Origin of the sequence: uncultured Zhongshania sp., assembly GCF_963975605.1 — a bacterium.
GTDB classification, from domain to species: Bacteria; Pseudomonadota; Gammaproteobacteria; order Pseudomonadales; family Spongiibacteraceae; genus Spongiibacter; species Spongiibacter aquimaris.
The window spans coordinates 156691-177683 of sequence record NZ_CAXBHN010000003.1 but is presented as its reverse complement, the minus strand read 5'-3'; the positions used below and the strand labels follow the sequence as shown (position 1 = coordinate 177683).

Below are 20993 nucleotides of genomic sequence, written 5' to 3'. Positions count from 1 at the left end.
GCGCGGATAATATTTACATAGTCAAACAAGCGGAAATGAATATGACAGATTATTGGATAGCACCTTCTATATTGTCGGCAAACTTTGCGTGTCTGGGCGCGGAGGTTGACGCGGTGCTGGAAGCGGGTGCGGACATCGTCCATTTCGACGTGATGGATAATCACTATGTGCCTAATTTAACCATCGGGCCAATGGTATGCAAAGCACTGCGTAAACACGGTGTAAAAGCACCAATCGATGTGCATTTAATGGTGTCGCCAGTTGATCGTATGATTGCTGATTTCGCCGAAGCAGGGGCTAGCATAATTACCTTTCACCCAGATGCTTCAACCCACGTTGACCGTTCACTGCAGATGATTCGCGATGCGGGTTGCAAAGCCGGTTTGGTTTTAAATCCTGCGGTCGGCCCTGAGGTTTTGAAATATGTCATGGATAAACTCGACATGATTTTACTGATGTCGGTTAATCCGGGATTTGGTGGGCAAAGTTTTATCCCGTCAACGATAGATAAGATAAAGGAAGTGCGGGCACTTATCGACGCCTCGGGTCGCGATATCCGCTTAGAGGTCGACGGCGGAATTTCAGCTAAAAATATCGCAGAAATTGCCGCGGCAGGGGCAGACACTTTTGTAGCGGGTTCTGCTATTTTTAATGGTGGCGCTTATGCCGACGTCATTGAAAAAATGAGAAGTGAACTCGCTAGCGTATGAAGACACTGCAGGGCCTGCTCGAAGGTCGCGAATTAAAAGCAATTTTATTTGATTTAGACGGCACACTCATAGATAGCGTGCCGGATTTGGCGGCCGCACTAGATGCAAGTTTAGAACAGCTTTATTACACTCCCGCAGGTCTTGCGCGCACGCGGTCGTGGGTTGGCAATGGCGCGCTTAAATTAGTGCAGCGCGCTTTGGCCAACGCCTTAGAAATTCCAGAAAATTCGGTAAGCCCATCTTTAATTGATCAATTGCTCGCGGTGTTTTTTGACCATTACGGTGAGCATAGTTGTGAGCAAACGGTGTTGTATGATGGTGTGTATAACGCCTTATCAAACTGGCATCAGCAGGGCGTGCGGATGGCCTGTGTGACCAATAAGCCTGCTCGTTTTAGCGACCCTATTCTGACTCATTTTGATCTGCAACAGTTTATGCCCGTGCTGGTTGGCGGTGACACCTTGGCGGTGCGCAAGCCTGATCCTGCCCCACTATTGTTGGCGTGTGAGCAGCTTGGCGTTGATGTGGCGAACACGGTAATGGTGGGTGACTCAGTCAACGACGTAAGGGCTGCTCGGGCGGCAGGTATGCCAGTTGCTTGCGTGAGCTATGGTTATAACCATGGCGCCCCCGTTGCCGATGCAAACCCTGATTTGTTAGTTGATAACTTCTTCGATTTAGTTCGCTCTTAACTGCCTTATTAATTTTCACTAATGAGAAAGTTTGCCGTCAATTCAACTACATTAGCGATACTCCAATATGAGTAGTGTTTTTTGCCCCGCCCTGTTTATTGCCGCACCGTCGTCGGGGCAGGGTAAAACCACTATCACGGCGGCGATTGCTCGTTATCATAGTCAGCAGGGGCGTCAGGTTCGCATTTTCAAAATGGGGCCGGATTATCTTGACCCGCAAATTCTAGAGCAAGCCTCTGGCCACCCCGTCGTGCAATTAGACTTGTGGATGGCGGGGGAGGACTACTGTCGCGATCAGTTTTATCAGGCAGCTGAAACTGCTGATTTAATTTTAGTCGAAGGCGCGATGGGGATGTTTGACGGCGAGCCGTCTAGTGCGGATTTAGCCGCGACGTTTAATATTCCAGTGGCATTGCTGATGGATGTTAAGGGCATGGCGCAGACCGCCGCCGCCCTTGCAACAGGATTGGCGAATTATCGCTATGATGTCCGTGTGCTTGGCTTGATCGCAAATAACTGCGCTTCTGATCGGCACCGTCAACTGATAGCAGATGCTTTGCCCGCACATTTACCTTTATTGGCAACAATGAGTCGTGACCCTGAAATTAGTTTGCCGGAGCGTCATTTAGGTTTGGTGCAAGCGAGTGAAGTGCGCGACGAACTAGAGGAATGTTTTAATAAAGCAGCGGCAATGATTGCTCAGGGTGCGCTTGCCACATTGCCCGCGCCGGTGGAGTTCAGCTCTCGTGAACTGCCAGTTGTTGCACCGCTACTTTTGGGGCAGCGCATTGCCATTGCGCGTGACGATGCCTTTAGTTTTATTTACGCCGCCAATCTGCAAATGCTGAAAGATATGGGTGCGGAGTTGATGTATTTTTCCCCTTTGCAGGATCAGCAATTACCAGACGCAGATGTGTTGTGGTTGCCAGGTGGCTACCCCGAATTACACGCCAGCGCCCTGGCTGAGAACGGTGCGATGCGATCGCAAATCCGCGATTTTTATTTGGCGGATAAGGTTATTTTGGCGGAGTGCGGTGGTTTTATGTATTGCCTAGAAAGCCTGCGTGATCTGAGTGGAAATAGCTTTGAGATGCTCGGGCTGTTGAGCGGTCAAGCGGCGATGCGAGATCGCGGTGGTTGTCAAGGAATGCAAACCGCGGTGTTGCCCGAGGGAGATATTCGCGCCCACGCCCATCATCGTTCCGCATCTAATAATACGCCGGATCCGATTGGCTGTGGTCGCCGACAGCGCCATCCAGCGCCGGGCGAAGAAATTTACCGCAGCCGTGGTTTGACCGCGTCGTACTTACATTTATTTTTTCCGTCTAATCCCACCGCGATAGCCACCTTATTTAATTCAAAGCGTAAACCTGAATCCGCGTGATTTCTCTGGCTGCGCAAATATAGGGTCAGGCTGGTTTGTTGAGCATCTCATCGCACCAGCCTGTATTCGGTTTAGTTTTGATTTATTTTGCTACCCTTTAGCGAGGTATTTGTCGGGCTCTTAACAATAATATCTGAAGAGCCCCGTATGTCTAATACAGTACCTGAGATGATGATGTTGCCATTCTTCTTCATAGTGATCGAAGATTGTCCACTTTGCAGGGTAAGTTCATCGCCTGAATTTATGACCAGCTTTTTAGCCGTTGCCATCGTTAAATCGCGCCGAGAATTGATGCTTAAACTGCCGCCATTGTCTTGCAGGCTCGGGCTTGCGACACCGCGCTCAACCTGCATATCTGAAACCACCCGAAGTGTGCCATCGGCTTCCCTTTGTATAATACTTTTAAGTGCATCGAGTTCCTTGCGAAGCTGGATAATTTGCTTTTGGAGATCATCGTCTCTTGCGCTGCTGGAAGTATCAGCTGCTACGGCAGCACTTGCCATTGTTACGCTCAAGCCAAAGCCTATGACGAGTATTAATCCTTTAACGGTAGTCATTATTTTCTTCTCGCTGTGTGTGGTATCTGTTGATGGGCTTCATATATTTGCCAGTGGATGATTCTAGACTTGCTGTCTGAATCATAGATGAACGGCGACGGTTTGGTAGCGTCCCAGATAAAATTGTCATAAATCTGTCTTCAAAAAGCCCTCTGTTTGTCACTTTTAAGTCCTAATCTTGCCACAAATGCATAAAGAGGATGCATGAGCGTGGAAACAAGGAATAGATACAAAACGATTTGGCTATCCGATATTCATCTCGGCTTTAAAGATTGTCGAGCTGACTACCTTCTCAATTTTCTCAACAGTGTTGAATGCGAGACGCTTTATCTTGTTGGTGATGTTGTAGATCTATGGGCGCTCAAGCGCACCTTTCACTGGCCAGCAAGCCACTATGATGTGGTTAGAGCTTTGTTTGCCAAAGCCAGTGAGGGCACGCGGGTTGTCTATATTCCCGGTAACCACGACGAGCCGATGCGCGATTATGTTGGCCACATCCTCGGTCCTATTGAAATCAAGCGCGAGGCAATCCATACCACGGTAAGCGGTAAACGCTTATTGATGTTCCATGGCGACTGTCTAGACGAGCATATCTTACTAAGCAAATGGGAGAATCTTATTGGTGACGCTGCCTATGATTTTCTGTTGTTTTTAAATCGCTGGGCTAATTTTTTCCGTCGCCGTTTTGGGCGCAATTACTGGTCGCTGGCTACGTACATAAAACAACGTATTCCCAACGCTCGGCAGGTCATTACCGTGTTTGAAGATGCGGCAGTTAAAGAGGCCGCGCGACGAGGTCTCGATGGTGTTATATGCGGGCATATACATCAGCCCGCCTTAAAGAAAATAAAAGGTCTGTTGTACTGCAACGACGGTGATTGGATTGAAAACTGTACCTTGTTGGGTGAAACCCACGAAGGAAATTTAGAATTGGTGCAGTGGACGGAACATCAAACCTTATTGCAAAGCATGACAGGCAATGGCGGCCCGGTGAAAGCGGAAATTCTCCCGCTGCGGCGTGCTGGGTAATAATCAGGAGTAAATATCATGATTTCCGTTGATGCTGTGATTGATGAGCAATTCCCTAAAATTTCCAAGGGCAATCCGCGTATAAGGCGAACGCTGTCAGCCCTATTAAAATATCTTTTTCACGAGGCGGAATTTAAGCAGTTTGAAAAAGATTTCCCCTATGTTCAGGGCTTGGACTTTATTGAAAAAGGACTGGATTATTTTGATTTTGGCTACGCAGTAAGCGCGTTAGATAAAGAGCGTATTCCCGTTAGCGGCAGAGTTGTCATCATTTCGAACCATCCCATTGGCAGTCTCGATGGTCTCGCTTTGCTCAAGTTGGTGTCGGAAGTACGCGGCGACGTTAAAGTCATTGCGAACGAGTTGCTATATGCCATCAAGCCGCTGCGGTCATTGCTGCTTCCCGTCGACAATATGAGCGGTAAGCGCAATCGCAAAGAAAATTTGCAGGCAATTCACAGTCATCTGAGCGGCGAAGGTGCGGTTATTATTTTTCCCGCTGGCGAGGTTTCTCGTTTTAGTCCGGCGGGTATTCGCGATGGTCGTTGGCGCAATGGATTTATTAAATTTGCGAGTAAAGCTAAGGCGCCTATTTTGCCTGTGCATATCAATGCGCGAAATTCGGTATTCTTCTATGCCCTGTCATTGCTTGCGAAACCGCTGTCGACCCTGTGGCTTATTAGGGAGATGTTCAAACAGAATAATCGCACCGTACGGGTGACTATTGGGCCTGCGATAGAGGCGGATGTATACGAAAAGTTACCATTGACCGCACCAGCTAAAGTACGTTTGTTTAAAAAACATATCTATAAACTCGGTCGAAGAAAACGCGGTGGTGAACCCTGTTTTATGCCGGTTGCGCAGGCAGTAGCTCACCCAGAGGATCGTCAGGAGTTGCGGCGCGCTATTCGCAAGTGTGATCATTTAGGCAGCACCCGTGACGGCATGGAAATTTATTGCTATCAGTACAGTGGTGACTGCACGGTGATGCGTGAAATTGGCCGTCTTCGTGAAGTGAGTTTTCGGGCGGTGGGTGAAGGTACCGGCCGCCGTCGCGACGTAGATGCATTTGATGCCTACTATGATCACATCGTGCTTTGGGACGAGAATCAACTCGAATTGGTCGGCGCTTATCGCTTAAAGCGCGTGACGGATTTAGCTGACGGCCAAACCCTGTACAGCGAATCGCTTTTCGAATATCAGATACCTTATGCTGAAGAGTATTTCGAGTGCGGAGCAGAGTTAGGGCGCAGCTTTGTTCAGCCGCGCTACTGGGGGCGAAACGGTCTGGATTACTTGTGGCAGGGTTTGGGTACCTATCTTCGCCGCTACCCTGAAGTGCGCTATTTGTTTGGCCCTGTTAGCTTGAGTGATAGTTTACCCCGCGGCGCCAAAGATTTATTGATTCAGTTTTATCAGCGCCACTTCCCCGCAACTCAGCCTTGGGCGAATGCCAATAGTCCCTATAAAAGTGAGTTAACGGAGACCGTATTTAGCGGCGACGACTACCGCACCGAGTTTGCACAGTTAAAAGATCAGTTGGCGGCAATGGGCTGCGCTGTACCTACCTTGTACAAGCAATATACGGAACTGTGTGACGAAGATGGCGTGAGTTTTACCGCGTTTAATGTTGACCCTGACTTCGCAGACTGCATTGACGGCCTGGTCTTGGTAGACCTGCAAAAAATGAAACCAGCGCGTCGCAAGCGCTATCTGGGTGAAGACTTTGCGGAGGCACGCGCGGATAAAGTGGCGTGAAACATCAAGCGCTAAGCTAGCTAAGGCTTTTCCTTCGCTAGCTTTTAAAAGTCCTCCAGGTCTTCAAATATTGCTTGCGATTTATTCAGCGCAGCAAGCGATCTGCTTGAAGCTGGCGAGCAAGTAGTCAGCGTCATCAATCGGTAGGTCATGCCCAGCCGTGTCATGCAGTCTTAGCGGCCAGTGATATTTCTCTGCCAGATGCTCACTACATTGATACGACACCATTCTATCCGCGCGACTGCTAATGAAGTGACCGCAGGAATGTGCGAGGCGTTCCTTTGACGGTGAGTAAAAGCGTGATGCCGCAATAAGCTGGCGTATCACATTGCGTTTACTTGCCGGGTGGCGGGCGCGTATTTGGCACCACTGTTCGAGCAGTGCCGCATGGCTGGATTTATTATTGCTCACCATATTGAGTATTGCGCGCTCTTGCTTGCGCGGTGACAAAGCAAATAGCGCGTAAAGTGTTGCAGGCAGCGCGCTGGGTTTTAAGCGTTTAAAGAGGCCACAGTCTGCGCTGCTAGTGCTAATGAATATAACCTTGGCGATATTATTCGGCGACGTCGCCAGCCAATCTAGCGCCACCATGCCACCTAGTGACAGTGCAACAATGCCGAATGTTGAATTGTTATTGGCGAGCTCTGAGGGAAGTCGCTGCTGAATGTCGCGGCGTATTTCCGACATGGTGAGGGGCGACTTGCGCAGGTGCTCGCTACCGAATCCGGGTAGATCAACAGCGTGACAATACCAGCCGAGTTCCCTTTCACAGCGTTTTATAAACTCACCCCAATGAGCTTGCTCCCGGCTCAGACCGCGAAGAAATAGCCAGTGCTTAATGTCGGCGTTGGCGTTCATAGTTGGCGATACCAGAGGCTTTGTGCCATTTGCTGCATCTCCCGCTCCTGTTCGCCTTTGGGTTGCCAGTGCTCGATGTTTCTTGCCGCAGCCAGTAGAAAGTCAATTAATAGCAGATGACCGCGCAGAACTCTAGCGTGGCGGTGAGGAACGGTGGGGTTGAATAATCCGGCAAAACTAAACAGTTGTTGGGGATGTTTTTTAACCCACAACCACGATCCCATTTCGAGGGTGAGTGGCAGTAAGGTAATTCCGTCGGCGCGACATTGTCGATGAAAGTAATCCCAAATATCACCGTGACTAAGGTAGTGCATGGCTTGCGGACCAAACACATAATTGTGATGGGGGAAGTTGCGCTCCCACAGTAATTTCAGCGCGACATAGCTGCCGATGTCGTCGATGGGTTGACGGCGATAGGCATAGGGAATCCACAGATGATCTTGAAAGCCAAATCCGGAATGAAAGTCGACGACAATACTGGGACGATCTACCTGGCAATAGCGTTTAATAATATTTTGCAGGGCAACAAATTCGCTTTCGAAATCGGCTCCGCGTTTTCCTCTGTACCAGGGAATAGCTTTTGATATGCGCTGACCGCCGACTAAAAAGGGAACCTTGTCCTCTGCGTCAATAGGAGCGTGGCGATTTAAGTCGATGCCGTTTGGGTTGCAGCGGGAGTCTTGCAACATGCCGCCGGGATTAACTATTGGCACTGCGACTATGGCGATCTCGCTTTCAAATTGCGATCGCCAATGGCTATCCCAGCGGCACCGTTCTATTACTGTTTCTAGCCACGCTAACAGAACTTGAGTGCCTATGCGCTCTACGCCGTGGATGCCGGCGGTGAGCAGCAGGCAGTGCTTTGCAATGTTTGGGTTGCCAATGGTGAGCGATACCACGGGTAAGGTAAATTCATCGACGTCAACGAGAGCTTCGGTGCGGGTGGTAATTAAATCGCCAGCTTGTCGGCAAAGCTGTTCGGTGGAAAGCAGCTCAGAAAGCCGGTGGCGAAGACGGCCACGGCAGTCGTCCATAACGCTGGTGAAATCTGGGAAATCCGGCCCGTACGAGGCGGCGTCCGTATGATTTGCTATGTCCTCTATACGGGCTTGTTCTTTATATCTCATGGTCGGTATCAGCCTGTCGCGGCAATCTTGTCGGCGGGCCGACCAGTTTGTTCCCAAAGCTCTGACACCAGTCTTGAGCTGTCATGCCACTCGCCGCTCAATAGCCAGTCGCAAATCGCCGCGGCGACATCGGGATAGTGCGCGGCGGTTTGCGCGGGGATATTAGCGAGCCAGTTTTCAATATGCTGTGCTGAGAAGTCATACATAACGGTTGCCACGCCGAGTTGTTGCAGGGCGGCGGCGTTACCTAATTGTTCTGACTGTCCCGCTACGGGTTTTGCGAGGGCCGGAATTCCCATATGCAGGCATTCACTAATTAATTCAAATCCAGCATTGCAGATTACGCCTTTGGCTTGGCATAGATTATGTTTGAAATCGTGTAGGCTAGTTGGTCTAAGGCTTATATTTGCGCGCTCCTCACGCTGTAATTGAGGCGCGAATTGAATAAATTTTTGACTGGGAAATGTCGCGAGTGCTGCACTGACTAGTTGCTGGTCTTCAAAGGGCAGGTACACGACGATGTGTGCCGGTGAGCCACAAGGCTGGCGAATTTCGGCGGGATTGATTATCGGCGGCGCGATATTGGCGTTAAACGCATCCCAGTGTAATCCCAAGCGGTATTGAGTCGGTGCAAAGAATTTCATAATAAGGCGGTTGCGAAGGTCGACACCGCTTTGAGGTACATCCGGGTAGCCAAATGCGTACTGGTGGCCAATTCCGATGACAGGCTTTTTCTTTAGACGGCCGGCCCAGGCGGTGACGGGTTCAAAATCGGTAATGATTGCATCGTAAGAGCTGATATCGAGTTTGCGAACATCCCCAATAAACGTCAGCGGTTTGGTTTGGAGTAGGGTTTGTATTGCGCTAATGCTACCTTTGTTTGTCGCGAAACTGAGACCATCTCGGAGTTGGTAGTCGCCGAAAATCTCCATATCGAAATACTGATCGGCAGCACGGCCAGAGAATAGATATTCAACGTCTATATTTTTTTCGGAAAAGTGTTTGGCCAACATGCGGGCGCGGGAAATATGGCCATTGCCGGTTCCCTGCACTCCGTACAGGAGTTTCATAATGGATCTCCCATGATGGGCTTGCTACCACTGGGCTCACTGCGCGAGGGAAGTGAAGGTGGAGAGTGATAGATGTCGTTTTGCGACGGTATGATGGCCGCGCGCATGATATGAAAATTGGTGTTAGACCGCTGTGACAATCGAATGTCCCAGATGCGCGATGCCAATACCTAAGCTTGCGCCGGCGAGGGTGTCGGTGGGGAAATGCACGCCGAGGATTACCCGCGAGGCGCCCACGGCAACTGCCCACAAGAAAAGTGGAGTACCGATAACCCCGAAAAATAACACGGTCATGGTCGCTAGTAAAAAGGCGGCTGCGGTGTGGCCAGAGGGAAAGCTGAATTCGTCTGAGGCAATAATGGCGGCACTAAAAGCCGGAATGGCGGCGGGCGGTCGCTTTCTGCGGCAGGTGTTTTTTAGCACCCAGTAAATGGGCAGCCATGCGGCAAAACTGATCATAACCGCACTAAAATAGCTTAGACCTTGGCTCGCCCCCATCACGTAAAGACAAAGGGGAAGGCCAAGTTGGGCGTAGCCGTCGCCGGTTTTTGATACACTTCGGGCTACACGAGACAACTGTTGCTGGTGGCGGGTATTTACGCAAGCCAGAAACATTCGCACATCGAACTGATTTATCGACTGTATTAAGCGCATAGTTTTATCCTCACATCTGAAACCATACGCTGATGTGTTTTCAATATTGTGACAAATGTATTGCAGTTTTAAGACAGTGTTGAATGAGCTTTGGGCTTGTATTAGTGTCTAAACACTTCCAGAGCTGACAAATGAGGCAGATGTATCCTAGGCATTTTCAATTAACAAAATGCTACCCCGATGATGGCGGCTAGTAAGTACTTCGCAGGGGATTAGTTCGGCAAAAAAGTCGTCGATGCACGCTTCGGCTACCGCTAAGAAAGGTGGCCGGTGAGGGTCTGCAATAATGATTTTTTCAACACCGGCATCAACGGCGCGGTGAATTAAATCGAAGACTTCTTCACTCATCTCATCCCAAAAGCAAATGTCGCTGGCAATGATAACGTCGTACTGAGCTAAAGTGTCTGCATCTAGGGCTTCGAAGCGGGCACATTGAGTGTTTATGTTTACCGCATTGTGCTGCGCTAGCAGCGATAAGTAGGGAAAGACAGCGGGATCGGCATCGACGGCAGTTACCGTGGCTTGAAGATGCTTGGCGCAATATATGCTTGCTAGCCCCCATCCGCAGCCCAGGTCGAGCACTTTACTTGCAGCAGGTAGTGGTTTTTTTTGTAAATAGTCGATAAGCAGATAGGCACTGCCCCACAGTTTATTGCCGTGCAGCTGGGTCGCGTGCGTGGCCCGCTTTAGGCGGCGCATATCGGGGTGTGAGGCGAGTAGAGTTCGCACTCCAAAATAGTCTCGGGTCTGGATTGGTGACGTATTGGGCATGGGTGTGTCCTACTAAAGTCTGGCTTGCTTATGTTGTATAGCGTCGGTGACGATATACAGAGCCGCGATCTTAATTGTGAAAAGAATGTATTACCATGATCACCATCAAGATATTCCTTAGCTCACTCATGCTGAGTAGCTATGTTTACGGATTTAACGGACGGGTTCTGTGACGAAATTTGATTACGACGTTTTAGTATTGGGTAGTGGCCCCGCCGGAGAAAGCGCTGCTCTGAATGCCATGAAGCACGGGCATCGGGTGGCGGTGGTGGAGGCGCAAGACGCCGTCGGTGGTGCTTGTACCCATCAAGGTACTATTCCATCAAAGGCCTTACGGCATATGGTGCGGCAGGCTATTAGATACAATACCACGCCAGCGTTTCGCGATATTGGTGACGCGCGAACATTAAGTTATCCCCGTCTACTTAGTCATGCCAATGAAGTCATTTCGCGGCAGGTGGATATGCGCAGTCGCTTCTACTACCGCAATCAGATTCGTCTTATTTTTGGCCGCGGCCACTTTGTTGATAAGAATACTGTTGAAGTGGTGACGGATGAGGGACAGGTGGAATCCTTTACCGCGAGTAGTGTGGTAATAGCCACTGGCTCGCGGCCCTACCGCCCGGCAAATATCGACTTTTCTCACCCTCGGATCTATGACAGCGATACCATTCTGAAAATGACCAACACCCCGAATAAAATCATTGTTTATGGAGCGGGTGTTATCGGCTGCGAATACGCGTCAATTTTTTCCGGTATTGGCATCAAAATCGAGTTAATCAATGGTCGGGATCGTCTATTGGAGTTTTTAGACGACGAAATTTCCGATGCCTTGAGTTATCAACTTCGGAATATGGGGGTGATGATCCGCCACCGCGAAGTGTATAAATCGGTTGTGGCTAGCGACAAGGGCGTCGAAGTATTGCTGGAGTCTGGTAAGCGTATCCACGCCGATGCGCTCCTTTGGTGTAATGGTCGAAGCGGTAATACCAATCAATTAGGTTTGGATCAGATTGGTCTGGAAACAGATCATCGCGGTCAGTTAATTGTGGACGAGCATTACCAAACCACTGTGCCGGGCATTTTCGCTGCTGGAGACGTCATCGGCTGGCCGAGCTTGGCGAGTGCCGCTTACGACCAAGGGCGTTCAGCGGCGGCATCAGCCCGCGGCAAAGAGCAGTGTCGTTTTGTGGATGACGTGCCAACAGGCATTTACACACTGCCTGAAATTAGCTCGGTGGGGCAGACTGAACGCGAGCTGACCGAAGCGAAAATTCCTTACGAGGTGGGTCGCGCATTTTTTAAAGATACCGCCCGCGGCCAGATAAGTGGTGAGACGGTTGGAATGCTTAAACTGCTCTTTCACCCCGAGACCTTGGAAATTCTCGGTATTCATTGCTTTGGTGCCGAAGCGGCGGAAATTATCCATATCGGTCAGGCAATAATGAAACAGCAGAACGGCGGCAATACCCTGCGCTATTTTGTGACCACTACGTTTAATTACCCAACCATGGCTGAAGCCTACCGAACGGCGGCGCTGAACGGCCTAAATCGCTTGTAGTGCGCCGGATTTGCTAAGCCTTCGGCCATCTTTGCGCCAGTAACGTGTTTTGCTAGTGGTTTGGTAAGGTCGCTGTTAAGAAAATATTTACGCTATAGGTATAAATTTTTATTGACAGAAATTCGAGTTCGTCATAAATAGTGCCCTGAACAACCACGGTTAGCCGAGGGGTTCATTCTGTATCTACGATGTACTGGAGTGGGCAAGTAATGGCAAATGACCTAGCCGATGATGATATTGACGATGTCCTTGAAGACGATTCAGCCCCTGATTTTGAGGAGCGGCGACTTATGGGTGGAGGCGATAGCAGTATTCGTCGCAAAATTGAAGAGCGTTTAGAGCGCAAACGCCTGATGGATGAATTGGATCTATTGGACGATTTCGACCTTTAAAGCCTTTCTTTCACTGCTAGATAGTGAAATCTCTGTTTGTACGCCACGTTCTGTGGCGTTTTCCTTGCTAATTTCTTGAGTTATCGACTCGGTATGGCAGTCTATATTGCTGATTTTGAGTCGCGGTTATAACATGCAGAGATAATTTGCATGTAATAGCTACCGGCGTTAGGGTTAAGTCATTGCTGAGACTGGTCTTCTGGCCCCAGTGATGGCAGCAGGAAAATCCCCTTGCGTGATAAATAAAACAGGAATGAGTAATGAATTGGAAAGCCTTATCTGCAGTAGTGGTGATCGTCGCCGTCGCCGGGTTTGTCTGGTACGTCTTAGATCGTTCGGTGAATAGTGAGTATAACGAGCCGGTAGTTGAGACGGTCGATGACGCAGCCGCCAAAAAGAAGGTGAAGGAGACACTGGCGGTAGAGTCGGAGTCTGATTACAAAGAAAAGGCGGCTTCGGCGCCTGAGCCACCTGTGGCTATCGATGGCAGCGATGAGCAACTGCGCTCTGCGGCAGCGACTTTGTCGGCACCGTTGGCCGAATGGATGCAGCCTGATGAGCAAGTTCGGAAATGGGTTTCTGTGGTCGATCAACTTGCTACTTACCGATTCCCGACCAAGCATCTGCCGCTGGTGTATAACAAAGAGCCTTTCTTGGCAGTTAAGACAGAAAAAGGCTTCCAGAACGACCCAGGAAACTTCAAGCGTTGGGATGGCCTAGTCAATACGGTAACGGCGGTGGAGCCGAAAAACTTGGCGATTTACTATAAAAAATGGTCGCCATTTTTAGAGGGCAGCTACAATGAATTGGGTAACCCCCAATCTTTTGACAACCAGTTGCGCACGATGATTGAACATTTGCTGATGGTAGAGCCTATTCCCGAAGATGCCGCCCTGAAGCAACCCAAGGTGCTGTATGAATACGTTGATCCAGTTTTAGAGAATGCGGATCCGCTAAGTAAATGGATGTGGCGCCTCGGGCCGGAAAACATGAAGAAACTGCAGGATTGGCTGCGAGAGTTAGAAAGTTTTCTTTAGTATTTTCGAGCTAAATCCTTTCTCTTTTTCGCCATCCGTTTGGATGGCGAAAATCGTTTTACACTTGGTTACACTTCTGCTCCTGAAACCACTCTTATAATAATTCTATGCAGCAGGTGAATAAATATGCCGGTAAGCCCCGTTGATTTAAATAATACCAATATCCTAATTACTGGCCCAACAGGGCAAGTCGCCGCACCGATCGTGGATGCGCTTAGTAAGATTGCCAATGTCACGGCGCTGGCGCGTTTTAGTAAAGATAGCGATAAAGCGGCGCTAGAGTCGCGTGGTATCAAGGTTATTCGCGCCGATCTGGCTGATAAGAGCAGCTTACAAGCCTGCCCTGATGAGTTTGACTATGTATTGAATTTGGCTGTGGTCAAATCGGGTAACTTTGCCTACGATCTCGCCGCAAATGGCGAAGGAGTGGGGTATCTAATGGCTCGCTGCAAAAGTGCTAAGGCTTTTTTGCACTTCTCGTCCACCGCGGTATATGAATACGCGGGTCACTCTCCGCGCAAAGAATCAGATCCATTAGGTGATAATCATCGCGCCATGTTCCCCACGTACAGTATTGCTAAAATTGCGGCAGAAACGGTGTGCCGTTTCGCCGCGAAGCAATTTTCTATCCCCACCACGATTGCCCGTCTCAGTGTGCCTTACGGTAATAATGGCGGATGGCCCTATTTTCACATGCTGATGATGAAGGAGAATATCCCTATTGATATTCATCCCGAAGGACCAAATACCTACAATCTGTTGCATGCCGAAGATTACATTGAAAAGATCCCGTATTTATTGGCTGCCGCGAGTACTGATGTCACCACGACCAACTTTGGTGGTTCTCAGGCGGTAAGTATTGAGGAGTGGTGCGGGTATATAACCGAGCTGACTGGGTTTGCACCAAAGTTTAACGAGAAAGCCTCGGCATTCGGTAGTCTGTCTATAGATACCACTCTCATGCATGAACTTATCGGTGAGACCCGAGTAGATTGGCGCGATGGTATTCGCGCCATGCTTGAAAATCTAGCGCCACAGGCACTTAAATAAAGTGATAGTGAGCCAGCCGCTATCTTATAGTGGCTGGATAAAGCCTATTAGATGCGGTTTTACACCGGTTTTATCCCGCAATTCAAAATCCAAGCTCGACTCGCCTTGCTCATAATCTAGCCGCACGCTAGCCGGTAAAAATATGGGCGTTTTGAAGTCGACATGGCAGCGAAAAGCGTTGCTCTTAACGTCATCACTTAATGCCGCTAAGCAAGCAGCTTTGCTCCACATGCCGTGGATGACCATACGCTTAAAGCCCAGTACCTTGGCGCTGAGGTCGTGGAGATGAATGGGATTAAAGTCGCCAGAGGCGCGGGCGTATTGTCGGGCGTCGCTGCGCTTGATCTCGATAGTGCGGGAGTTCAGGTAGTTGCGTGGCTCGGCGCGGGCCGCCTTGGGAGCGCTGGCGATATTGGTTCTAGCACGGGATAAATAACGGCTAGTATCTTCCCACACCAGTTCGTCACCGCAGAATGCGTCACAGTGGAATGTGAATTCATAGCCCTTGTCAGTGACATGGTGTTCGGCTACTTGGCAGCGGAGCTGGACTTCTTCCTCGCTGCTGATTTGCCGGTGCTGAACAATAGTATTACTTAAATGTAAGCAGCCCATAGGTGAGACTGGGAAGTCTTTATTGAGCATTAATTTCATATGCAAACGAAAGACTTGCACGTGGAGAAAGCTGGGCGACAGAAAGAGACTACTTTCAGTAAAGCCACAGGCCTCGTTGTAGCGACGCAGCTGTTTAATATTGCTTTTGATATTGCCCACTACCAATATTTGCTTAGGAAAGATCGGCGTACTACTGGGCTTTTTTCGGGTAATCGCCGCCTTTAGCAGCATTGGCGGTGTGCTGGGTAGTGACTTGAGCCTGAACTCATTGCTTGCGGTCATTCGACTCTATCTCCATACTGAGCGTGGCACACTGGTTTGTAACAATTGCATACATACCCTAAAGTATAAAGAAAAATGCGGCATCAAGAATTTGCCCAGCCTCAGTGTCGTTTACGGCAGTTCGGTCAATGCTCGCCAGTGTTGATATTTTGTACAAAAGATACCCGCTTGAATGACAGCATCAAACGCTAAAAATTTTTCCGATCTCAGCGACTCCAGTTTCCTGATTCAGCTGGTATATCCGGCTATGCAGAGTATGGGGCTGGATGTTGAGCGTATCGTCAGCGAGTGCAGAATTTCGCCAACCCTGTTGCAAGATCGTAGTGCTCGCTTCCCACACACAGCCCAATTACAGTTTTGGCGAGTATTGGAAGAAGTGAGCGGAGATCAAAATATTGGTCTGCACTTGGCCGATGCCGTTCAAGTATATCGCGGTCAAGTATTGGAATACTTGTTTCTGAGCAGCCCAAATTTTGGCGAAGGTTTAAAGCGTTCGCAGAACTATCAGCGCTTGGTGACCGATGCCATGCAGTTTGAACTGCAAATTGGCGAACCGCAATCGCGAATGGTGCTTGAGTTTGCAGGAGATGATGACCCTAGTTTCCGTCACCGCAATGAATGTTTTGCGCGATTTTTAATCCGTTATTTTCAGGCGGTCACCGATGGCGCTTTTGTAATTGATGCGGTCAATTTGACCCATGCTGCGGTTGGCGATGTGGCGGAATACGAAAGGGTGTTTGGTTGCCCCGTACATTTTGAACAAAGTGAATCCTCCTTGGTGTTTGCCACTTCAATTTTGGCGACACCCTCTACTCATGCCGAGCCCGACTTACTCAAATTGCACGAGAAATTGGCTAGCAAGCAATTGGAGCGATTGTCGCGTCAGGATGTGGTTGGCGATGTGCGGCAAATAATTGCTGAAATGCTTGAGCTTGGTCAGCCAAGCCTAGAAAACATTGCCGCTCGTTTAAATATGAATGAGCGTGTTTTGCGCGCCCGCCTCACTGAGGCCGGTACGAGCTTTAATCAGGTATTGGCGGATTACCGCTGCGTATTAGCTAAGCGCTTATTGGCTCGCACCGATGAGAGTATTGCCGATGTCGTGTATTTGACCGGTTTTTCGGAGCCCAGCACGTTCTATCGGGCCTTCAAACGCTGGACTGAGTTGACGCCCATTGAATATCGTCAGCAGAAAAAAGCGGTGCAGGCTTTAGAAAGTGAGTGAGCATACTCTTCAGCGGGTTTAGATTTCGTTTCTCAGACGCAAAAAGCTCGCAAATCGCGGCGTGCCATTGCTGCTAACTCCGTAGTATTTGTAAGTAATCACTGAGCCAATAGGCGGTGGAGTTTCGCGCTCGGCATCTGAAAATCCGCTGCCAATTTTGAATCTCAGCCCTTCATTGGTTTCCACTAAAATGGCACCTAGCATCCCTGTGTATTTCCCTTTGCCTGGGAGGTGCTCTATCACAGTTGCCTCGGCATCTTGGTGGCGCTTTAGTTTGAGTAGGTCATCACTGCGATTGGAATGGTATGTTGCGCTAGCTAAATGCAACATCAGGCCTTCACCACCCGCCTCAATAACCTCGTCAAGGTAGTTCATCAAGGTGAGTTCATCGCTGAATTTTCGCTGTACGACTAAGTGTAGGTAGGGCGAGGAAGTGTTGCTGATGATCTGTTTCAGCAGCCCTAAACGATAATCAAAATTGCCTTCTGTCTCGGGAAGGTCAAATGCCATGAAACGAATCGTCTTCCATTCAGATTCAACGGGACTCTGTTTGCGTACCGCGCCAGATAGGGCGTCAAACTTTCCCCGCCCCATCCACAGCTCGCCGTCGATGGCAGTGTTGGGGAAGTCTGCTGTAAACCAGTTTGGAGCCCGGTATATATTGCCCTGTCGAGAAACGAGCTGGTGCCCGTTCCAAAATGCGCGCACCCCGTCGTACTTTTCACTTACCCAGTATTTCTCAAGGTCAATGTCACTGCGATAGACATTGGCGAGCATTAACGCGGGTTTGGAAAGGGCTTCGGCGGCATAAAGTAATGTATGTGGGGTTAATACTAGCGTGGCAATCAGTGTATTGATTAGTAATGACACTAGTTTGCGATACTTGTATGAAAAACGCTGAGCGGTCATTGTGAATCCTCCATGATTCAAACTGTGCTCTGACCATCATACCGTTGCTGGGAGAAAACATAAAAGATCGCCGGCATTCGCGATCGATAAATCTAAGTCTGTATTATTATCGCAAAGGCCCCGCCTAAATCGGCAGGGCAGTGTATTACTTTGAAAATGTTGGCGTGTGTTAAGCGCCAAACCATGATTGACCGCATACTCTCACGGTATTACCACTTACACCGCGCGACGCCGGATTGCCGAAGAATGAAATCGTTTCGGCCACATCCACAGGCAAACCACCCTGCGATAGTGAGTTAAGGCGGCGGCCAAACATGCGGGTAAACAATGGAATTGCTGCGGTCATGGCGGTTTCTATAAAGCCGGGCGCCACGGCGTTCACGGTGATGTTTTTATCGGCTAGCTCTTTTGACTGGGCCATGAAATCAACATAGCCAATAACACCGGCTTTTGATGCGGCATAATTGGTTTGTCCGCGTTGACCACCGATACCGTTCATAGATGAAACGCCGATAATGCTGCCGCCGTCGTTGATGGTGTTGGTTTTGAGTAACTCAGCCGTGATGCGTTGAGCTGCCGCTAAGTTGATATCTAGTGTCATCTGCCAATGTGGCTCGCTCATATTGGCAATGGTTTTATCGCGGGTTACGCCAGCGTTGTGAACAATAATATCGGCGCCGCCGAGTTCGCTTAGTGCTTTAGCGATAATGGCGGGAGCGTCAGCACTAGTGATGTCGGCAATAACCGCTTTTCCGTTTAGGCGCGTCATAACCTTGTTCAAGTCAGTCTCCATAGGCGCAACATCGACACCGACAACGGTCGCGCCATCGCGGGCCAGAGTGTCAGCGATGGCTTCGCCAATACCCCGTGAGGCGCCAGTCACCAAGGCAATTTTGCCGGCCAACGGCTTATGCCAGTCAGATATCGTGTTTGTGCTTGCCGCCCGCACTTTTATTACTTGGCCGCTGATATACGCTGACTTAGGAGACAAGATAAAACGTAGACTGCTATCTAGGTTAGCGTCGGCGCCGTCGGCGACGGTAATTAATTGCGCTGTCGCGCCCTTGCCGCCCACTTCTTTGGCCAAAGAGCGGCTCAAACCTTCAAGTGCGCGTTGGGTAGCAGCGGCTTCGGGGGTAGCGCACAACAAGTGCGGGCGTCCCAGAATCACAATTCTACCGCTACTTTTAAGTTTGCGGATGTTGGCATTAAAAAAACGGTAGGCTGATACTAGCTCGGTAGCGTCAAGCAAACCGCTGCCATCAAATACGAGTGCCTGATAGCGCTCTGCAGTATTGCTATCTGTATCACCACCCAGTTGAGTGGCGGCCTCTGGGCTGTAAAACACCTGGGCATCACTCTCAGCGAAATTGCTTTGCACTCGGCTGAGTAACTGTGCGTTGTCACCTGCGCCGACTAAAACGGCACCCGAGAAATAGCTGTGCTGTGTGGTGTCATAGCGGAGTAACTCAGTTGGTACGGTTACACCCATGGCGCCAAGCAGTTTTTTACCTGCTGCAGAATTAATCAGCTTTTCGATTCTATCGCTCATACTCAGATCTCCATCGGGGGTGTTAAATACGGTAATTCGGTCTACATTACATAGCAGCTTTGTCGAACACGGCTCTGTCAAATACCTAGCACAGTTCTTTAATGGCTGCATTGTAGCCGCACTATTCTATAAGATGATTGACAGTGCCGACCTATAGAACGGTCGATTCAGCCAATGTGGCTATAGAGAAGCTTGCTAAACTGCGGCCACTTTACTCTTATATGATTTTTTGAGGTCAGATTATGTCACAGGCAATTAAGCGCGTAGCGATCATTGGCGGTAACCGTATTCCGTTTACTCGCTCTAACACAGCCTATTTCGGCGTGAGCAACCAGTCTATGCTAACTGCAGCAATAGAGGGCTTGGTGCAGCGTTATAATCTGCAAGGTGTGTTGCTCGGCGATGTAGTTGCCGGTGCCGTGATGAAGCACAGCCGCGATTTTAACCTGACCCGCGAGTCCGTATTAGGCACGTCTCTTAACTCAGATACGCCCTGCTTCGATATTCAACAAGCCTGCGGTACCGGTTTGCAAGCGATCAATGTCGTTGCCAACCAAATAGCGCTCGGTCAAATTGAAGCGGGTATTGCCGGTGGCGTAGACACCACCTCTGATGCACCTATTGGTGTAAGTGAGGGCTTACGTAAGATTTTGTTGCAAGTGAATAAAGCTCGTAGTTTTGGCGAACGTGTAAAACCCTTTTTGCAGTTGCGTCCGAAAGATGTCGGTGTCTTGATTCCTGCCAATGCTGAGCCGCGCACGCGTATGTCTATGGGCGAGCACACAGAAGTGACCGCAAAAGCCTGGCAGATTCCCCGTGACCAGCAAGATGAGCTGGCCTGCACCAGTCATAAAAATTTAGCGGCCGCGTATGAGCGTGGATTTTTTGATGACCTGATTACGCCCTTTAATGGCGTAAATAAAGACAATATTTTGCGCGCCGACACGACTATTGAAAAGCTGTCTTCATTAAAGCCTGCTTTTGACAAGGAAAGTGGCCAAGGCACGTTGACGGCAGGTAATTCATCAACGTTGACCGACGGTGCTTCAGTGGTATTGCTGGCAAGTGAAGAGTGGGCAAAAGAGCGCGGTTTACCGGTGCGAGCTTACCTCACTATTATTGAAACAGCTGCGGTGGACTTCTTTGGGAAAGACGGTGCCACAGAAAAAGAAGGATTATTACTGGCTCCAGCTTATGCGGTACCGCGTATGTTGGCGAAAGCGGGGCTAACTTTGCAGGATTTTGATTACTACGAGATTCACGAGGCATTTGCTGCGCAGGTGTTAGCGACCCTGAAGGCATGGGAGGACGAAACTTTCTGTAAAGACAAATTGGGCCTTGATCGTGCGCTGGGCAGTATTGATCGTAGCAAGTTAAATGTTAACGGTAGTTCCTTGGCAGCGGGCCACCCTTTTGCAGCCACGGGTGGCCGTATTGTGGCGACCTTGGCCAAAATGCTGGAAGAAAAGGGCAGTGGCCGTGGTTTGATTTCAATTTGTGCCGCAGGTGGGCAGGGCGTTACCGCCATCATTGAACGTTAATTTTCTAAGTGTGATTAAAAAGGCCCTCAGCTTGCGCTGAGGGCCTTTTTTTTCTGTAGTTTGTCCTTATTTGCCGTAGCTGGCACAGTCGCCAAGCTCATAGCCAATGACCGTCTCGTCAGCACAGGCGCTGCAGGCGTTTCCAAAAGTATTATGTCGTTCAGACGGGCAAGGAGTGGTTACGCAGCGGATACCTGTATCTACATGACCACACACGGGACG

General features: G+C 49.6%; 20 protein-coding genes. 11 read left to right on the top strand and 9 right to left on the bottom strand.

Features of this window, described 5'->3' with window-relative positions; all coding sequences use genetic code 11:
* Positions 1–41: 41 nt before the first annotated feature.
* From rpe to AAC007_RS05310, 3 genes are all read left to right on the top strand, one after another.
* Complete coding sequence (rpe, locus tag AAC007_RS05320; RefSeq protein WP_295877059.1) at positions 42–710, top strand: ribulose-phosphate 3-epimerase; 669 nt, start codon at positions 42–44, stop codon at positions 708–710.
* Entirely contained in the window at positions 707–1402 is a 696-nt protein-coding gene (locus AAC007_RS05315) for a phosphoglycolate phosphatase (protein ID WP_339675052.1), read from the top strand. The genes rpe and AAC007_RS05315 overlap by 4 nt, the downstream gene beginning before the upstream one ends.
* Before the next feature lie 67 nt (positions 1403–1469).
* Positions 1470–2786, top strand: a complete 1317-nt coding sequence (locus AAC007_RS05310) for a cobyrinate a,c-diamide synthase (protein ID WP_339675051.1) — start codon at positions 1470–1472, stop codon at positions 2784–2786.
* Between the two features lie 71 nt (positions 2787–2857).
* Here AAC007_RS05310 and AAC007_RS05305 read toward each other — a convergent pair whose 3' ends face one another.
* On the bottom strand, positions 2858–3343 hold the full coding sequence (locus AAC007_RS05305) for a hypothetical protein (protein ID WP_339675048.1): 486 nt from the start codon (positions 3341–3343) through the stop codon (positions 2858–2860).
* Positions 3344–3547: 204 nt separating this feature from the next.
* Between AAC007_RS05305 and AAC007_RS05300 the strand changes: the two genes are divergently transcribed.
* Both AAC007_RS05300 and AAC007_RS05295 read left to right on the top strand, forming a co-directional pair.
* The gene (locus AAC007_RS05300) at positions 3548–4372 is read left to right on the top strand and encodes a UDP-2,3-diacylglucosamine diphosphatase (protein ID WP_295877070.1); all 825 of its coding nucleotides are present in this window, start codon (positions 3548–3550) and stop codon (positions 4370–4372) included.
* An 18-nt stretch (positions 4373–4390) separates the two neighbouring features.
* Complete coding sequence (locus tag AAC007_RS05295; RefSeq protein WP_339675045.1) at positions 4391–6130, top strand: lysophospholipid acyltransferase family protein; 1740 nt, start codon at positions 4391–4393, stop codon at positions 6128–6130.
* Between the two features lie 81 nt (positions 6131–6211).
* On the opposite strand, the gene AAC007_RS05290 is transcribed toward AAC007_RS05295, so the two are convergent.
* From AAC007_RS05290 to AAC007_RS05270, 5 genes are all read right to left on the bottom strand, one after another.
* The gene (locus AAC007_RS05290; RefSeq protein WP_339675042.1) at positions 6212–6988 is read right to left on the bottom strand and encodes an alpha/beta hydrolase; all 777 of its coding nucleotides are present in this window, start codon (positions 6986–6988) and stop codon (positions 6212–6214) included.
* The gene (locus AAC007_RS05285; RefSeq protein ID WP_339675040.1) at positions 6985–8115 is read right to left on the bottom strand and encodes a DUF2817 domain-containing protein; all 1131 of its coding nucleotides are present in this window, start codon (positions 8113–8115) and stop codon (positions 6985–6987) included. The genes AAC007_RS05290 and AAC007_RS05285 overlap by 4 nt, the downstream gene beginning before the upstream one ends.
* An 8-nt stretch (positions 8116–8123) precedes the next feature.
* Positions 8124–9185, bottom strand: coding sequence for an MJ1255/VC2487 family glycosyltransferase (locus AAC007_RS05280; RefSeq protein ID WP_339675039.1), 1062 nt, complete (start codon positions 9183–9185; stop codon positions 8124–8126).
* Positions 9186–9308: 123 nt separating this feature from the next.
* Positions 9309–9839, bottom strand: coding sequence for a phosphatase PAP2 family protein (locus AAC007_RS05275; RefSeq protein WP_339675037.1), 531 nt, complete (start codon positions 9837–9839; stop codon positions 9309–9311).
* A gap of 147 nt (positions 9840–9986) precedes the next feature.
* Positions 9987–10610 (bottom strand): methyltransferase domain-containing protein, encoded by a 624-nt coding sequence (locus AAC007_RS05270; protein ID WP_339675036.1) that lies wholly within the window; start codon positions 10608–10610, stop codon positions 9987–9989.
* 169 nt (positions 10611–10779) lie between these two features.
* Between AAC007_RS05270 and sthA the strand changes: the two genes are divergently transcribed.
* The 4 genes from sthA (at position 10780) to AAC007_RS05250 (ending at position 14650) form a co-directional block, all read left to right on the top strand.
* Complete coding sequence (gene sthA / locus AAC007_RS05265) at positions 10780–12171, top strand: Si-specific NAD(P)(+) transhydrogenase (protein ID WP_295877089.1); 1392 nt, start codon at positions 10780–10782, stop codon at positions 12169–12171.
* A gap of 209 nt (positions 12172–12380) precedes the next feature.
* Complete coding sequence (locus tag AAC007_RS05260; RefSeq protein ID WP_295877092.1) at positions 12381–12563, top strand: hypothetical protein; 183 nt, start codon at positions 12381–12383, stop codon at positions 12561–12563.
* Between the two features lie 260 nt (positions 12564–12823).
* A complete protein-coding gene (locus tag AAC007_RS05255) occupies positions 12824–13600 on the top strand; it encodes a DUF3014 domain-containing protein (protein ID WP_295877095.1) in 777 nt (258 codons plus the stop codon).
* 126 nt (positions 13601–13726) lie between these two features.
* Complete coding sequence (locus tag AAC007_RS05250; RefSeq protein WP_295877097.1) at positions 13727–14650, top strand: NAD(P)-dependent oxidoreductase; 924 nt, start codon at positions 13727–13729, stop codon at positions 14648–14650.
* Between the two features lie 24 nt (positions 14651–14674).
* On the opposite strand, the gene AAC007_RS05245 is transcribed toward AAC007_RS05250, so the two are convergent.
* On the bottom strand, positions 14675–15544 hold the full coding sequence (locus AAC007_RS05245; RefSeq protein ID WP_295877100.1) for a MaoC/PaaZ C-terminal domain-containing protein: 870 nt from the start codon (positions 15542–15544) through the stop codon (positions 14675–14677).
* A gap of 172 nt (positions 15545–15716) precedes the next feature.
* Here AAC007_RS05245 and AAC007_RS05240 point away from each other — a divergent pair, with 172 nt between their 5' ends.
* Positions 15717–16769 (top strand): AraC family transcriptional regulator, encoded by a 1053-nt coding sequence (locus AAC007_RS05240; protein WP_295877103.1) that lies wholly within the window; start codon positions 15717–15719, stop codon positions 16767–16769.
* Positions 16770–16787: 18 nt separating this feature from the next.
* Here AAC007_RS05240 and AAC007_RS05235 read toward each other — a convergent pair whose 3' ends face one another.
* Complete coding sequence (locus AAC007_RS05235) at positions 16788–17678, bottom strand: DNA ligase (RefSeq protein WP_295877105.1); 891 nt, start codon at positions 17676–17678, stop codon at positions 16788–16790.
* A 169-nt stretch (positions 17679–17847) separates the two neighbouring features.
* On the bottom strand, positions 17848–19230 hold the full coding sequence (locus AAC007_RS05230) for a 3-oxoacyl-ACP reductase (protein ID WP_295877107.1): 1383 nt from the start codon (positions 19228–19230) through the stop codon (positions 17848–17850).
* A 242-nt stretch (positions 19231–19472) separates the two neighbouring features.
* Here AAC007_RS05230 and AAC007_RS05225 point away from each other — a divergent pair, with 242 nt between their 5' ends.
* Entirely contained in the window at positions 19473–20771 is a 1299-nt protein-coding gene (locus tag AAC007_RS05225; protein WP_295877110.1) for an acetyl-CoA C-acetyltransferase, read from the top strand.
* The last annotated feature ends 222 nt before the right edge of the window (positions 20772–20993 follow it).